The organism is Pseudomonas sp. W5-01 (genome assembly GCF_046540435.1).
In the GTDB taxonomy this organism is placed as follows: domain Bacteria; phylum Pseudomonadota; class Gammaproteobacteria; order Pseudomonadales; family Pseudomonadaceae; genus Aquipseudomonas; species Aquipseudomonas graminis_B.
In genome coordinates, this window is record NZ_JAXCIP010000003.1 from 460,928 (window position 1) to 475,261 (window position 14,334).

14 protein-coding genes and 1 riboswitch are annotated in these 14,334 nt (G+C 60.0%); of the genes, 3 read left to right on the plus strand and 11 right to left on the minus strand.

All coding sequences use genetic code 11. From position 1 onward, the window contains the following. Positions 1-57 precede the first annotated feature (57 nt). The 4 genes from SLW75_RS12105 to SLW75_RS12120 all read right to left on the minus strand — a co-directional run bounded on the left by SLW75_RS12105 (position 58) and on the right by SLW75_RS12120 (position 2,786). A complete protein-coding gene (locus tag SLW75_RS12105; RefSeq protein ID WP_012723170.1) occupies positions 58-423 on the minus strand; it encodes a hypothetical protein in 366 nt (121 codons plus the stop codon). Then, positions 420-1,766: a voltage-gated chloride channel family protein gene (locus tag SLW75_RS12110; protein ID WP_012723171.1), complete on the minus strand. Its 1,347-nt coding sequence runs from the start codon at positions 1,764-1,766 to the stop codon at positions 420-422. Before SLW75_RS12110 ends, SLW75_RS12105 begins: the two co-directional genes overlap by 4 nt. Positions 1,767-1,846: 80 nt before the next feature. Next, positions 1,847-1,919: riboswitch (Fluoride riboswitch) on the minus strand. A gap of 95 nt (positions 1,920-2,014) precedes the next feature. Continuing rightward, positions 2,015-2,338, minus strand: coding sequence for a DUF190 domain-containing protein (locus tag SLW75_RS12115; protein ID WP_012723172.1), 324 nt, complete (start codon positions 2,336-2,338; stop codon positions 2,015-2,017). A gap of 289 nt (positions 2,339-2,627) precedes the next feature. After that, positions 2,628-2,786 (minus strand): DUF3309 family protein, encoded by a 159-nt coding sequence (locus SLW75_RS12120; RefSeq protein ID WP_092410703.1) that lies wholly within the window; start codon positions 2,784-2,786, stop codon positions 2,628-2,630. A gap of 447 nt (positions 2,787-3,233) precedes the next feature. Between SLW75_RS12120 and SLW75_RS12125 the strand changes: the two genes are divergently transcribed. The 3 genes from SLW75_RS12125 to csrA all read left to right on the plus strand — a co-directional run bounded on the left by SLW75_RS12125 (position 3,234) and on the right by csrA (position 4,850). Further along, positions 3,234-4,046 (plus strand): SDR family oxidoreductase, encoded by an 813-nt coding sequence (locus tag SLW75_RS12125; protein WP_410934544.1) that lies wholly within the window; start codon positions 3,234-3,236, stop codon positions 4,044-4,046. Between the two features lie 72 nt (positions 4,047-4,118). Next, positions 4,119-4,451, plus strand: coding sequence for a YnfA family protein (locus SLW75_RS12130; RefSeq protein WP_410934545.1), 333 nt, complete (start codon positions 4,119-4,121; stop codon positions 4,449-4,451). Between the two features lie 201 nt (positions 4,452-4,652). Beyond that, positions 4,653-4,850 carry a carbon storage regulator CsrA gene (csrA, locus tag SLW75_RS12135; protein ID WP_065986888.1) on the plus strand — a complete coding sequence of 66 codons (198 nt, stop codon included), beginning with the start codon at positions 4,653-4,655 and terminating at the stop codon, positions 4,848-4,850. 1 nt (position 4,851) lies between these two features. On the opposite strand, the gene SLW75_RS12140 is transcribed toward csrA, so the two are convergent. The 7 genes from SLW75_RS12140 to SLW75_RS12170 all read right to left on the minus strand — a co-directional run bounded on the left by SLW75_RS12140 (position 4,852) and on the right by SLW75_RS12170 (position 14,334). Further along, on the minus strand, positions 4,852-5,082 hold the full coding sequence (locus SLW75_RS12140; protein ID WP_296306106.1) for a YheU family protein: 231 nt from the start codon (positions 5,080-5,082) through the stop codon (positions 4,852-4,854). A gap of 64 nt (positions 5,083-5,146) precedes the next feature. After that, complete coding sequence (locus tag SLW75_RS12145; protein ID WP_065986892.1) at positions 5,147-6,331, minus strand: osmoprotectant NAGGN system M42 family peptidase; 1,185 nt, start codon at positions 6,329-6,331, stop codon at positions 5,147-5,149. A 92-nt stretch (positions 6,332-6,423) separates the two neighbouring features. Then, on the minus strand, positions 6,424-8,172 hold the full coding sequence (ngg, locus tag SLW75_RS12150; RefSeq protein WP_410934546.1) for an N-acetylglutaminylglutamine synthetase: 1,749 nt from the start codon (positions 8,170-8,172) through the stop codon (positions 6,424-6,426). A 3-nt stretch (positions 8,173-8,175) separates the two neighbouring features. Further along, on the minus strand, positions 8,176-9,948 hold the full coding sequence (locus SLW75_RS12155) for an N-acetylglutaminylglutamine amidotransferase (protein ID WP_410934547.1): 1,773 nt from the start codon (positions 9,946-9,948) through the stop codon (positions 8,176-8,178). A gap of 434 nt (positions 9,949-10,382) precedes the next feature. After that, entirely contained in the window at positions 10,383-10,610 is a 228-nt protein-coding gene (locus tag SLW75_RS12160) for a hypothetical protein (protein WP_065986897.1), read from the minus strand. A gap of 135 nt (positions 10,611-10,745) precedes the next feature. Further along, entirely contained in the window at positions 10,746-11,864 is a 1,119-nt protein-coding gene (locus SLW75_RS12165; protein WP_410934548.1) for a lipocalin-like domain-containing protein, read from the minus strand. Then, positions 11,854-14,334, minus strand: a complete 2,481-nt coding sequence (locus SLW75_RS12170; protein WP_410934549.1) for an FtsX-like permease family protein — start codon at positions 14,332-14,334, stop codon at positions 11,854-11,856. The genes SLW75_RS12165 and SLW75_RS12170 overlap by 11 nt, the downstream gene beginning before the upstream one ends.

Genomic DNA, 14,334 nt, shown 5'->3' on the forward strand with positions numbered 1-14,334 from the left:
CGACCAACGGTTAGTCGGCTATGCCTCTTCATTTGCGAACTGTTTCTTCGAACTGAATTACAAGGCTTCACTGAGCGGTAACTCGCATAAGAGAAGAACTGCTCGCACCTTGCGCAACTCGTCAGCGTGGTCGCGCAGGAAGGTGCGCAGCTTGACCTCTGTATCCAGCAATTCCAGACACTGCGGATGACGCATATCACCAAGCTCCGGGTGATGATGGGAAATGCGATGGCCCGTCAAATAGCCCGCAGAAATCGGTTTGAGCATGACCTGATCAATCTTGGCTTTCTGCGCGACTTTAAGAAGGTGTTGGGCAAGTGCGGGCGCACTCAGGTGATGCCAGAAATTTGTAACTCGAGCCCGACTAGCGCCAGGGAAATAGAGCTGCAAAGCTGTCAGGCGATCTTGGCGATGTTCGGTCATTTCTCTTCCCCAATAAAAGTCACTTTGCGCTCGCTGGCGGATTCACTTTGAGCATGAAATTGCTTGATATCGGAGAGCCGGATTTCCTTCGGCAGAGGACGGTGATGCTTGCTGTGACCGACGCGCTGGGCGTGATAGATCCCGGTATGCCCGGATACGAGGTAACTTGCGATACAGGCAATGGCTGCAAGCGGAGCAATTTCAGGCCCGAAGAGCTCCATGGCCATGACAATGGTTGCCAGTGGCGTATTAGCTGCACCAGCGAAGACAGCGACAAAACCGATACCAGCCAGCATGCCGAAGGGAAGATGTAAGAGGGGCGCTAGCGCGTTCCCCAAGGTGGCTCCAATGTAAAACAGCGGAGTGACTTCGCCGCCCTTGAATCCAGTCCCCAGGGAGACAACGGTGAACAACATCTTTCCAAGCCAGTCCCAAGGAGCCATTGGCATTTGAAAGGATTGGACGATGCTCGGAATCCCCAGTCCGATGTACTTATCGACATCGGTGTAATGGTTGCTACCAAGCGCCCACACTGCCACTGCGATCAGAAGGCCGCCGGCGAATGGTCGTAATGGCGAATAGGAGATAAGTCGTTTAACGAAAGCCCCTAGCTTATGGGTGGTCGTCGCGAATAGCAGGCCAGTGAGGCCGAAGATAATCCCAGCGGCGACCACAGCCATGACGCTCCAGAGCTGCACGGGAACCACTTCGCCAATGACGTAATGCGTATGAACCACTCCCCAGGCTTTCCCCACCTGGTCAGCAACGATTGCCGCAACCACGCAAGGGAAAAGCGCGTCGTAACGCATGCGTCCGATGGCCAACACTTCAAGTCCGAACAAAGCCCCGGCAAGAGGGGTGCCGAAGACGGACGCAAAGCCAGCACTGATACCGGCCATGAGAATCACCCGGCGATCTTCGCGGCGTAGCCGAAAGACATGCGTCAATTGATCCGCAAGAGCGCCGCCCATCTGCACCGCCGTTCCCTCACGTCCCACAGATGCACCGAAGAGGTGGGAAACCACGGTTCCGATTAGCACCATCGGCACCATGCGCAAGGGAATAGTCTTTTTAGGATCGTGGATCTCATCGATGATCAGGTTGTTTCCGGCATCAACTGGTTTGCCTATCAGGTGATACGCAAGTCCCACGGCAAAGCCAGCAACTGGCAGGAGCCAGAGCACCCAGGGATGGGCTTCTCGCCACTGGGTGGCATGATCCAAAGAAAGGAGGAATAACGCAGAGGCAGAGCCTGCCAAAAGAGCTACAAGACCAGCAAGCGCAAGCCATTTCGCAATATAGGGCAGTAAGTCGAGTTGTTCAGGTCGTCGAAATTTAGACATTTGGCCAGCCACAAAAATGTAAGTGGGCCTGACCAAAAAGGGGATTCTGGGCGCGAACGCCTACAGACCTGGTTGATCAGGTTTCTGTAGGCATCATCAGCTGCTACGGGCACAGCGGTTGGTTAATGGAGGAATGCCATCTCCAATGAGCCGATCTTAGCGAGCTCTGTCCAAAATGTAAAATCGTGTTTCGGAGCACGAGGCAAGCGTAGGCGTCTTCGAGTCACCGCTTATGAAAGCAGGCCAGACTAGGTGACTTCTGTTCCGGCGAAGCCCATCTCAACTGGGGTTTTTATGTAAAATAACGAGATATCTTCAAGCTCCAATCGCTTGAATAACTGCACAGATTCGTCCTCGGTAATGGCCATACGAATTTCGGTAGGCTGATCCGCTAGTTCAAAAAAATGCGAGGAATGCAGCCGGCCGGTATGCCCAAAGCCTTCGATACCTGTGGACAGAGTCGCACCCCGCAGTCCCATTTCTTTCGCCAAATCAACGATCCAGTCGCCGAGCATCTTTCCCTGATAGCGACGATTCTGTTGAGTAAAGAAAGTGACCAGAAAACCTTTCATGTTCCTCTCCTAAGCGCGTGCTGATTATTTGATAGGACAGAAGCCCGGCAGCCGTCATTGCCACCCGGGCAGGATTCACACTGGCATCATGCGCACTGGTCAAGTCGGATGCAAACGACTGGTCAAGTCGAATGCAAATGGCTGGTCAAGTTCATGCAATTGCCCACTTGGTTACTTGGGGTGCTTTTCCAAGTAACTCGCCGAAGGCGAAACAGTTCTGCTCCAGCAGAACCGCTTCCATAAAAAAACCGCGCCTAAGCGCGGTTCTTTTTTAATGTCAGCCTGGCAGTTAAATCCTGCCCAGCAACACCAATATCAGCAGGATCACCAGGATCGTACCAATGATGCCCGACGGACCGTAGCCCCAGCTTCTGGAGTGCGGGAATACCGGAAGTCCACCGATCAACAGCAGGATGAGGATGATGATCAGAATTGTGCCGATGCCCATGACGAGTTCCTTCTAGTGTTCTTGGAAGATGGCTATGCAACTCAAGACGTTGCCTCTCAGGCGAGTCATTGTGCTGCTTGATGAATCCGACTGTCGCTTTAATCAAAAGGTTCTGAGCGGCGGAAATAAAAATTAACACCTGTTGAAAAATCGATTTAAATCATGGGTTTGAAATTTTAGCAAGACAATTTGTCGCAGCAGATTTTGATTAAAAATGCGCAAAAAGTGCCTGGCTTAGTGTGGAACGAACCTGTAACTAATTGGTCGCCAAGTTTGATATAACACGCTGCGCTTTAATCAACCCGCAGACCGAATACATCCAAAAGAGGGGCCATCCATTCAAAGCATCGGTTTGCCTCTCATATTCAGCGACCTGATGAAGGGTTTGTCGGACAATCCTCCTGTTTACACTCTGGCTACTTCTTCGTAACCGACAGGGCGTCTGCTATGCACAATCGCATCATGATCACCGGCGCAGGGTCCGGGCTGGGACGCGAGATCGCGCTGCGCTGGGCGCGCGAAGGGTGGCAGCTGGCGCTGTCGGATGTCAGTGACAGCGGCCTTCAGGAAACCCTGCGCCTGGTGCGCGAAGCAGGGGGGGACGGTTTCGTTCAGCGCTGTGACGTGCGGGACTACAGCCAGCTCACCGCGTTCGCCCAGGCCTGCGAACAGAGACTCGGCGGCATCGATGTGATCGTCAACAACGCCGGCGTCGCTTCAGGCGGATTCTTTGGCGAATTGTCCCTGGAGGATTGGGACTGGCAGATCGCGATCAACCTGATGGGGGTGGTCAAGGGCTGCAAAGCGTTTTTGCCGCTGCTGGAACAGAGCAAGGGCAAGATCATCAACATCGCCTCCATGGCGGCATTGATGCAGGGGCCGGCGATGAGCAATTACAACGTCGCCAAGGCGGGGGTGGTTGCGCTGTCGGAGAGCCTGCTGATCGAGCTGCGCCAGCAGGAAATCAGCGTGCATGTGGTGTGTCCGTCGTTCTTCCAGACCAATTTGCTGGATTCCTTTCGCGGCCCCACGCCGGCGATGAAAGCCCAGGTTGGAAAGTTGCTGGAGAGTTCGCCCATCAGCGCGAGGGACATCGCCGATTACATCTACCAGCAGGTGGCCAGTGGCGAGTTCATGATCCTGCCCCATGAGCAAGGGCGAATGGCCTGGCAGCTCAAGCAGAAAAATCCTCAGTTGCTGTACGACGAGATGGCCACTATGGCGGAGAAGATGCGCGCCAAGGCGAAGTCCGGAAGCTGAGCCAGACATTCTGAACGGGTCTTTTCTGATAGGGTGGCCGGCACTTTCCGGCTGCCCAAGACGAGGCTCATTGTGCTCAATTACCTGTGGTTTTTCCTCGCCGCGCTGTTCGAGATCGCCGGGTGTTATGCCTTCTGGATGTGTCTGCGCCAGGGCAAGAGCGCGCTGTGGGTGATTCCGGCGCTGATCAGCCTGACGCTGTTCGCCGTGCTGTTGACCCGGGTCGAAGCCACGTATGCCGGGCGCGCCTACGCAGCCTACGGTGGCATCTACATCATTGCTTCCATTGCCTGGCTGGGCGTTATCGAACGTGTCCGACCGTTGACGTCCGACTGGATCGGCGTTGGCCTGTGCGTGATCGGCGCGACCATCATCCTGCTCGGCCCGCGCTGGTCAGCCGCCTGATGCGTTGTGCCTGAGGCACAACCTGACGTCTGCCGTACCTTTCTCCGACGCGTGGGCCGGAAATGTCCAAGTGCGTAGGAAGCGTCTGTCGGCCATGTTCTTGAAGGGATGAAGGGCGTTACTGATTTTGCTCTGGCGCATTGAAGCGCTGGGACCTGAGCGTCAACCTGCTTCCTCGGTTACAGCCAAGGAGTAGGACGTATGCTGGTATTGACACGGGAAATCGGAGAGACCTTCAACATTGGCGATGACATCACCGTGAAGGTGCTGGGCATCACCGGCAATCAGGTGCGCCTGGGAATCGATGCGCCGCAGAGCATCAGGATTCATCGGGCAGAAGTTATCCGACGGATCGCCTCACGGCTGCAGCACCTCGCCAACCGGTTGCCGGGCAGGTGACCTATTCCTCGAAATATTCCTTTGGCACGTCATGCTTGAGCATCAGCTGACATTGCTGGCTGTCCATGTCGAAAAAAATCACTGCCTGGCCTTTGCTCAGCGCATGGCGCACCCGCAGTACGCGGGTTTCGAGGGGGGTGTCGTCGCCGTTGTCAGTACCGTCGCGGGTCACGAAATCCTCGATCAGGCGCGTCAGGGTGTCGGCTTCGAGTTGGTCGTAAGGGATCAGCATAGGTTTCTCGGCCATCACAAAAAGTACACGGGGCGGCGATGCTATCGCGCCCCGTGCGGGCAGGCTACCGCTGCCCCACCAATGTATCCACCGACGGCACACGAGTGTCGCTTTCCATCTGCGCGTCGTGCTCCAGCTGATGGCTGAAATTCTCCAGCGATGCGTTGGACGGATGCGCGTCGCTGGCAAACACTGGCGGGCTCATGATGTAGGCGGTGAGCAGACGGCTCAGCGTGCTCAAGCTGTCGATGTGGGTGCGTTCGTAGCCATGTGTCGCGTCGCAGCCGAACGCCAGCAGGGCGGTGCGCGTGTCGTAACCGGCAGTGATCGCCGAGTGCGCGTCGCTGTAGTAATAGCGGAACAGGTCGCGTCGTACGGACAATTCGTTTTGCTCGCCCAGGCGCAGCAAATGGCGTGACAGGTGATAGTCGTAGGGGCCGCCGGAATCCTGCATCGCCACGCTGACCGCGTGTTCGCTGGAGTGCTGGCCGGGGGCAACGGGGGCGATGTCGATACCGACGAACTCGCTGACGTCCCACGGCAGGCTGCCCGCAGCGCCGCTGCCGGTTTCTTCGGTAATGGTGAACAGCGGGTGGCAATCGATCAGGGGCTCGACGCCGCTGTCGACGATAGCTTTGAGCGCCGCGAGCAGGGCGGCGACGCCGGCCTTGTCGTCCAGATGGCGCGCGCTGATATGCCCGCTGTCGGTGAACTCGGGCAACGGGTCAAATGCCACGAAGTCGCCGATGTTGATGCCCACCGATTCACAATCCGCGCGGGTCGCGCTGTAGGCGTCCAGGCGCACTTCGACGTGGTCCCAACTGATGGGCATCGTGTCGACGGCCGTGTTGAACGCGTGCCCGGAGGCCATCAACGGCAGCACGCTGCCGCGAATCACGCCATTGTCGGTGAACACGCTGACGCGGCTGCCTTCGGCAAAGCGGCTGGACCAGCAACCGACCGGGGCCAGACCCAGCCGGCCGTTGTCTTTGACTTCGCGAACGCTGGCACCGATGGTGTCCAGGTGCGCGGAAACGGCGCGGTCGGGACTGTTCTGTTTACCTTTCAACGTGGCGCGGATGGTGCCGCGGCGGGTCAGCTCGAACGGGATGCCCAGTTCTTCCAGGCGCTCGGCGACGTAGCGCACGATGGTGTCGGTGAAACCGGTGGGGCTCGGGATCGCGAGCATTTCCAGCAGGACTTTCTGCAGGTAATTCAGATCCGGTTCATGGATGTTTGCAGTCGTCATAGGAACCTCAGTGTGGGGCGCTGAATGACCTGATAGCGGGCTCGCTCGCGAATTCGATCCGGTGGCAAGCTCACTGCTACAGGGATGGCGCCTTAGCCATGGGCAGGCTGGCTGTGGGGAAACAATAGATCGACGAAGCGCTCGGCCGTCGGTTGTGGCTCGTGATTGGCCAGACCGCAGCGCTCGTTCGCTTCGATGAATACGTACTCCGGCTGATCGGCGGCGGGGACCATCAGGTCCAGGCCGACCATCGGGATATCGAGGGCGCGCGCGGCGCGTACGGCGGCGTCCTTCAGTACCGGGTGAAGAATCGCGGTGACGTCTTCCAGACAGCCGCCGGTGTGCAGGTTCGCGGTACGTCGCACGGCCAGGCGCTGATCGGCCGGTAACACACTGTCGAAGCTGAACCCCGCTTCTTCAACGGTGCGGCGGGTTTCATCGTCCACCGGGATCTTGCTCTCGCCGTCGGTAGCGGCAGACCGACGCCGGCTCTGGGCCTCGATCAATTGGCCGACGGTGTGACGGCCATCGCCGATGATCTCGGCGGGCCGACGGATCGCGGCGGCGACCACGTCGAATCCGATCACGACGATGCGCAGGTCCAGGCCTTCATGGAAGCTCTCGAGCAGCACACGACTGTCGAACTGCCGAGCACGCTCGACCGCTGCCTGGACGTCTTCGATGGTGCGCAGGTCCACGGCCACGCCCTGACCCTGCTCACCGTCGACCGGTTTGACCACGACGCGCTGATGTTCTTCAAGAAACGCCAGGTTATCATCGCCATTGCCGGCCAGCTGCTGCACCGGCACTGCCAGACCTGCGGCCTTCAGCGTCTTCTGGGTCATGCGTTTGTCCTGACACAGCGTCATGCTGACCGCGGTGGTCAGGTCGCTCAGTGACTCCCGGCAACGCACGCGGCGACTGCCATGAATCAGCGTGAACAGCCCGGCTTCCGCGTCATCCACCTGCACCTCGATGCCGCGGCGATGGGCTTCTTCTACGATGATCCGGGCATAGGGGTTGAAGTCCGCCTGGGGGCCGGGGCCGAGAAACAGCTTCTCGTTGATGCCGTTTTTACGCTTGATGGCGAAGGTCGGCAGGTTGCGGAACCCCAGCTTGGCGTAAAGGCTCTTTGCCTGCTGATTGTCATGCAGCACCGACAGATCCAGGTACGCCAGGCCCCGGCTCTGGAAGTGCTCGACCAGATGACGCACGAGCACTTCGCCGACACCGGGCCGTGTGCACTGCGGATCAACCGCCAGACACCACAGGCTGCTGCCATTTTCGGGATCGTTGAAAGCCTTTTGGTGATTCAGGCCCATCACGCTGCCGATCACGGCATTGGTGGCCTCGTCTTCGGCGATCCAGTAAACCGGGCCGCCGTGATGACGCGGTGTCAGCAGGTTGGGGTCGATGGGCAACATGCCACGGGCGATGTACAGGTTGTTGATCGACGTCCAGTCTCCCTCGCTTTGTGCCCGGCGAATCCTGAAGCCACGAAACACGCGCTGGGCCGGGCGGTAATCGCTGAACCACAGGCGCAGGGTGTCCGACGGATCGAGAAACAGCTGTTGCGGCGATTGCGCCAGCACCTGTTGCGGGGCAGCGACGTATAAAGCGATGTCGCGCTCGCCCTGCTTTTCGTTGATCAAATCCTGCGCGAGAGAGGCCGGGTCAGGGTAGGTATGGCCAATCAGCAGCCGTCCCCAGCCGCAATGCAGAGCCAGCGGTTCTGTCTCAGGCGTGCTGCCGTCTTCGGCAAGGCGAGCCTGCAAGCGTTCGTACGACGGCGCCTGGCCGCGCAACAAACGCTGGTTGTGAATCGAAGCGTTGGCTTTCATCGGTCAGAGTCCTTGTTCGCTGAGCCAGAGGTTCAGCGCTGCAAGCTGCCACAGCTTGGAACCGCGCAGTGGCGTCAATTGACCCTGCGGATCTGTCAGCAGTTTGTCGAGCATGACCGGGTTGAACAGCCCGCGGTTCTGGCTTGGATCGAGGAGCAGATCGCGCACCCAGTTGAGCGTGTTGCCTTCCAGGTGCTTGAGGCCCGGTACCGGGAAATAACCTTTTTTGCGATCAATGACTTCTGACGGGATCACCAGGCGCGCGGCTTCTTTGAGCACTTGCTTGCCGCCGTCGGGCAATTTGAAGCGGCCGGGAACGCGGGCAGACAGCTCGACCAGTCGATAGTCCAGGAACGGGGTTCGCGCCTCGAGGCCCCAGGCCATGGTCATGTTGTCGACGCGCTTGACCGGGTCATCCACCAGCATGACAGTGCTGTCCAGTCGCAGGGCTTTGTCCACTGCGGCATCAGCGCCCGGCATCGCGAAGTGCTCGCGCACGAAATCACCGGCTGCGTCATTCGCTGTCAGCCACTTCGGCGTAACGGTTTCGGCGTATTCGGCGTAGCTGCGGTCGAAGAACGCATCGCGATAGGCCCCATAGGGGTCGCTGGCGCCGTCCACTTGCGGGTACCAGTGGTAACCGGCGAACAACTCGTCCGCGCCCTGACCGCTCTGGACCACTTTGCAATGCTCGGCGACTTCGCGGGACAGCAGATAAAACGCGATGCAGTCGTGGCTGACCATCGGCTCGCTCATCGCACGGAACGCGGCGGGCAGTTGCTCGATGATCTCGCTTTCCTTGATGCGCAACTGGTGATGGTTGGTGCCGTAGTGTTTAGCGATGAGGTCCGAATACTGAAACTCATCGCCGCGTTCGCCGCCGGCATCCTGGAAGCCGATGGAGAAGGTCGACAGATCCTTCACGCCCACTTCGCGGAGCAAACCGACCAGCATGCTCGAGTCAACGCCACCGGACAGCAGCACGCCGACGTCTACCGCAGCGCGTTGACGGATGGCAACGGCTTCGCGCGTGCTGTCGAGCACACGGTCGCGCCAGTCTTCAAGGGTCAGATTCGCTTCGTCGGCGTGCGGGCCATAGGGCAGCGTCCACCAGACTTTCTGCTCAACCTTGCCTTCGGCACTGACGCGCATCCACGACGCCGGCGGCAGTTTTTCAACCCCCGCCAGCAGGGTGCGCGGTGCAGGCACTACGGCGTGGAAGTTCAGGTAATGGTTGAGTGCGATCGGGTCGAGCATCGGGCTGATGTCGCCGCCTTTCAGCAGCGCCGGCAGGGCAGAAGCAAAACGCAGGCGCTTGTCGGTGCGTGACAGATACAGCGGCTTGACGCCCAGACGGTCGCGGGCGATGAACAGGCTACGGTTGTCACGCTCCCAGATGGCGAACGCGAACATGCCGTTGAGCTTGGGCAGCATGTCGGCGCCCCAGGCGTGATAGCCCTTGAGCAGCACTTCGGTGTCGCCGCCGGAATGGAACTGATAGCCGAGGCCTTCGAGTTCGGCACGCAGTTCCGGGAAGTTGTAGATGGCGCCGTTGAAGGCCAGGGACAGGCCCAGGTGACTGTCGATCATCGGCTGCGCCGATCCGTCCGACAGGTCCATGATCTTCAAGCGACGATGGCCGAGGGCAACCGGCCCCTGGCTGTGAAATCCCCACGCATCCGGGCCGCGAGCTGCGAGATGATGGGTGATACGTTCTACTGCGGCGAGATCCGCAGGTTGATTGTCAAAGCGTAGTTCGCCAGCTAATCCGCACATCTGTCCTAAACCCTTTATGTTTTCGGCGTGTTTGGCGTTACTGGGATTGCGCGGCGATGAAGGCCGGGTTCACACCGGGCATCAGGCACGTGGTTGCGTACGTATGGCGCGTTTCGTACATCCTGCGCTGTCAAATCCCAAGCTTGCGCAATGCACTCAGCCAGTAACGTTTGGGCCCTGTCCCGGCGTGGATATACAGCCCTGACCTGAGCCCACTTCCTTATGGCGCAGACACATCATCAGGGCGCGCTGCCGTCAGCGGCCTAGCTTTATCGAGTACCGGCAGGCGTGGATCGTTCAATAAAAACATTGCAGGCGAGGGAGGTGTGCCCGGGTTTTCAATCACTGACGACGTTTTTCGTGGGGTGTCGACTTGCTCATAGGTCCAAGAAGCGTCCCCACGTCATGTCTTGGGAGCGCATACCTCGCCCGAGTCAACGCGAGCGGTTGGCGATCCGTAAAGCAGCGCTTTTGATGTACTTCACCGAGTTGGCAAGGTTACCGGCGTGACTTTCGAGGAGCATGAGGTCCTCTTGTCGACACACAACTCTCTGAGCCTTCAGGTAGATGGCATGACCTTCGAGAAATTGCGACAGAGAGTCAAAGTAAGCCGCCGAATCTTCGAGATCCAGCTGCATATCTTTCAAGCTTAATGTAGGCATTGAGGCTCCAGACGCTATTGAAGCAGGCGTCCTGGCCTGACGGGGTTGGGGTATCGGGTTCACTGTCCGATTCTTTGTTTATCGGCAGCGACCAAGAAACTTTAGAGGCTTATCAGGGTCTGTCGCGGCGGCGTGTCAGTAGCCCGTCATCTCCAGATACCCCACGCCCTCGTGGCTGCCGCTTATGGTCACCGGTCCCTCCCAGTAGGGAATTTGCAAGTTCATCCACGCCTGAGGGTTGAGCGCTTCGACGGCGATGTCCACGGCCTTGGACGGGATTTTCACCGACCAGCGTGTGGGCATGTCGCGGCCTTCAACGTCAGTGGTGTCTTCGGGTGCCAGCGCTATGTCTGCCGCCGCCAGTTGTTCGGTACTGCCGTCGGCGTTGATCCACGTCCCGGTCAGGTATGGTTCGCCGTCCTTCTGCCGCATGCGGTACAGCATGACTTCGGCACCATCCCCCACGTGCAGCGAGAACCAGTCCCAGCCCGTTTGATTATCGGTGAGCGGCTGACTGCTCCACTCCCGATCCAGCCATGCAGGCCCGGACACCTGGTAGGTTTTGCCGTCGATCTCGATGCTGCCATCCGCCTGAAAGAACGGCTGGCTGTAGTAGTACGACGCTTGCCCCTGCTCGGACTTCTGGCTAAAGCCCTGTTTACCTTGCAGCACCAAAGGCTTGGTGGCTTTCAGGCGCAGGCGGTAGTTGAACTGTGGCCCGCTGGCCTGCAGCTGCATATCCGCCAGCGGGTCATCGCTGGCGGACTGGCTGGTGAAGGACCAGTCGTCGATCCAGGCCGCGAACGGCGCCAGTGTCACGCCGGCCTGCTGCACGCCGCCACGGGCATAGCGTTCCGCTGCGAAGTGCTCGTCCTGGGACGTCACCGCCGCGTGTCCCATCCACAGGTTGCGGTTGCTCCATCCAGCCCCATCGCCCTGCAGACCTTTTGCGCGGGGCAGGGCGTTGCGAAACAGCGTCCATTGCACGCCGAACGACTGGCCGTCGGCATCCTTCAGATTGGCGGTGACGTACCACCACTCGATGCGGAAATCAGCGTGGGGGCCATGATCGTCGGGAAACTCGAACCGCTTGCCCGGCGTTACCTGTGCGTAACTTGAGGCGTCGTCGGCAAGGCCGGCGAAGCCTTTTTCTTCTTCGGGTTTGTCGTCGCAGCCGCTCAGCAGCAGACCGAGCATCAGCAGGGCGACGATCTGCAGGCGAACGGTGATCAGGGGCAGGGCTTTAACCTTCATTGGCGAAAGTCCTCAGCAAATCAGCGGGGCGGGTGCGGTACAGGCGGTAGAGCGGCCAGGCCGACGCCAGCAGTGTGGCGAGCATTGCCAGCAGCGTCAGGCGCACCAGCTGCATAGGGAACACTTGCAGTGGCAGGCGCCAACCGAACGCTTGCACGTTGATCACGGCGTCCAGGCACCAGGCCAGCAACAGCCCCAGCGGAATTGCCAGCACCAGTGTCAGCACCGCCAGAAGCCAGGTCTGCGCCAGATTAAGCAGCATCAATTGCTGCCGCGTCACACCCAGCGCCCATAACGGCGCCAGTTGCGCGAGGCGGCTTTGGCTCTGGGTCAGCAGACTGATGAACAAGGCAACTCCGGCCACCATCAACGTCAGGCTGTTCAACGCAGCTGTGGCGGCGAAGGTGCGTTCGAAGACTTGTTGCGACCAGGCCTTGAGCTGGATCTGATCGACGATGCGGTTGTCGTCGATGGTGAATTTGTTGTGCAGCACCCGCAGCAGTTGCGGGATGGCGCGGGGATCGATGCGCAGATTGAAGCGGTTGGGTGTCAGCTGCGGCCAATGCTTGAGGAGGTGCTCGGCGTTCACCAGCACGTGGCCCTTGGGATTGCCGTAATCGGCATAAATGCCAACGACGCGCAGCGGCCACGGCCCGTCGGGCGCGGGCAGTTTTACTTCATCGCCAACGCTGACGTCCAGGCGGCGGGCCAGTTGTTCGCTGAGCATCAGCGTGTCTTCCTGCGCCAGTTGCTTCCAGGCATCACCGCTTGCCGACTCCAGCAGCGGCCAGTGCTGGCGGTAGTGCGGATGATCGATCACCCCATACAGCTCGGCCGGCCAGCCCTTCAGTTGCAACGAAACCTGCCAGTTGGGCAGCACGGCCGACGTCAGCGGTTGCTGGCTCAGCCATTGCTGCAGCGGCGCGGCTTGCGCCGGGTTCTGCGGATTGATGTACAGCTCGGCGCTGAGGCGTTGTTCCAGCCAGTGGGTGAACGTCTGGCGGAAGCCCGACGTCATGCTGCCCGCGCCGATGTTTGCTGCCATTGCCAGCAGCAAGGCCATCAGCGCCAGGCTCAGGGCCGGCAATTGCTGCCGGCAGTCAGCGAGAAACCACTGACCCAGCACCGAACGGCTCCTGCCCAGCAGTGCATCGAGCAGCAGATTAAGCAGCACCGGCAGCCCCAGCGCCGCGCTCAACAACAGGCTCGCCATCAGCACGAAGCCCAGTGCCAGGCTGTCGCCAAACAGCGCGGCCGATACGGCAATCAACGCCGATATTCCGGCCACCCAGCCCTGGCGTCGCAGCCATTTGGAATGGGTTTCATGCCACGCCTGGGCATTGGCCAGCGCCAGCAAAGGCAGGCGCGCAGCACGCAGCAGGCTGCTGGCCCCCGCGAGAAATGCGCCGAGCAGACTGACGCCCAGACCGCTCAGCCACCACCAGACGCTAAGGTTCAGGTGGCCGGCGACTTCAGCGCCGTACAGCCCGCGCAGACTCGCCGCCACGTCCGGCAACAGCGCGCTCGCCAGCCAGTAACCGCTGATGACACCCGCTATGCCGCCGAGCAGGGCCAGCACGCCGAGCTCGACCACCAGACTCACCATCAACCCGCGTGCGCTGACCCCGCAGGCGCGCAGGTTGCGCAGCAGCCCGCGACGCTGTTCCAGCGCGAGACCAATGGCGGCATGGACGATGAACAGTCCGACCACGAACGAAAGGAAACCCAGGGCGTCGAGGTTCAGGTGGAAGCTTTCGGTAAGCCTGCCCAGATCGTTGTCTTCGCCACTTTTGCGCAGCACCAGCTCGCCATTCAGCTCGGCCGGCATTGCGGGGGCGTTATCGGCAAAGTCCTTTGGCAGCACCAGCCGCGAGATCTGATCCGGCTGGTTGAGCAGGTGCTGAGCGAAGCCTATGTCCATGAGCAGTACGCCCGGCGCCATGTCGGTTTTCGCGCGCAATGGCGGCAGTACCTTGCCGGAGTCGGTGACCGGCTGCTGGCCTTCATGGAGACCGAGGGCGGCAAGGGTCTGCGGTGAAATCCAGGTGGTGCCCGGAGGGGTGAAGAAGTCGACGATCTGCGCGGTGTCCAGGGATTGCCCTGCCAGCGCGGTGTTCACCGGCAGCGAGACCGGCTCGATGCCGAGCACGGTCAGACGTTGCTCCGGCGCCTCTTTGAGGGTGACGCGCCCGCGCAGTGCGGGAGAGACCGGCCATCCGGCCCGGCGCAGGGTTACGAACAGGTCCTGGGAAAAGTTGGCGCCGTTGGGCGAGACCAGAATCTTCTGCGGCTCGCCGCCGATCATCTGGCTGGCCTTGGCGTAGCTTTCACGGGCCTGACTGTTCAGCGCCTGCACCCCGGTCAGCAGGCTGGTTGCCAGCCACAGGCCGGTCAGCACGCTGAAAAACTGCACGGGGTGGCGCCGCCAGTGGCTCAGCAGCGCTTTCAAGGTCCAGTAGAAGACAGGCAT

Excerpts from the sequence above, each read along its gene's own strand:
- SLW75_RS12105 (WP_012723170.1), bottom strand. The coding sequence starts at position 423 with ATGACCGAACATCGCCAAGATCGCCTGACAGCTTTGCAGCTCTATTTC.
- SLW75_RS12110 (WP_012723171.1), bottom strand. The coding sequence starts at position 1,766 with ATGTCTAAATTTCGACGACCTGAACAACTCGACTTACTGCCCTATATT.
- SLW75_RS12115 (WP_012723172.1), bottom strand. The coding sequence starts at position 2,338 with ATGAAAGGTTTTCTGGTCACTTTCTTTACTCAACAGAATCGTCGCTAT.
- SLW75_RS12120 (WP_092410703.1), bottom strand. The coding sequence starts at position 2,786 with ATGGGCATCGGCACAATTCTGATCATCATCCTCATCCTGCTGTTGATC.
- SLW75_RS12125 (WP_410934544.1), top strand. The coding sequence starts at position 3,234 with ATGCACAATCGCATCATGATCACCGGCGCAGGGTCCGGGCTGGGACGC.
- csrA (WP_065986888.1), top strand. The coding sequence starts at position 4,653 with ATGCTGGTATTGACACGGGAAATCGGAGAGACCTTCAACATTGGCGAT.
- SLW75_RS12140 (WP_296306106.1), bottom strand. The coding sequence starts at position 5,082 with ATGCTGATCCCTTACGACCAACTCGAAGCCGACACCCTGACGCGCCTG.
- SLW75_RS12145 (WP_065986892.1), bottom strand. The coding sequence starts at position 6,331 with ATGACGACTGCAAACATCCATGAACCGGATCTGAATTACCTGCAGAAA.
- ngg (WP_410934546.1), bottom strand. The coding sequence starts at position 8,172 with ATGAAAGCCAACGCTTCGATTCACAACCAGCGTTTGTTGCGCGGCCAG.
- SLW75_RS12155 (WP_410934547.1), bottom strand. The coding sequence starts at position 9,948 with ATGTGCGGATTAGCTGGCGAACTACGCTTTGACAATCAACCTGCGGAT.
- SLW75_RS12160 (WP_065986897.1), bottom strand. The coding sequence starts at position 10,610 with ATGCCTACATTAAGCTTGAAAGATATGCAGCTGGATCTCGAAGATTCG.
- SLW75_RS12165 (WP_410934548.1), bottom strand. The coding sequence starts at position 11,864 with ATGAAGGTTAAAGCCCTGCCCCTGATCACCGTTCGCCTGCAGATCGTC.
- SLW75_RS12170 (WP_410934549.1), bottom strand. The coding sequence starts at position 14,334 with ATGCCTGTCTTCTACTGGACCTTGAAAGCGCTGCTGAGCCACTGGCGG.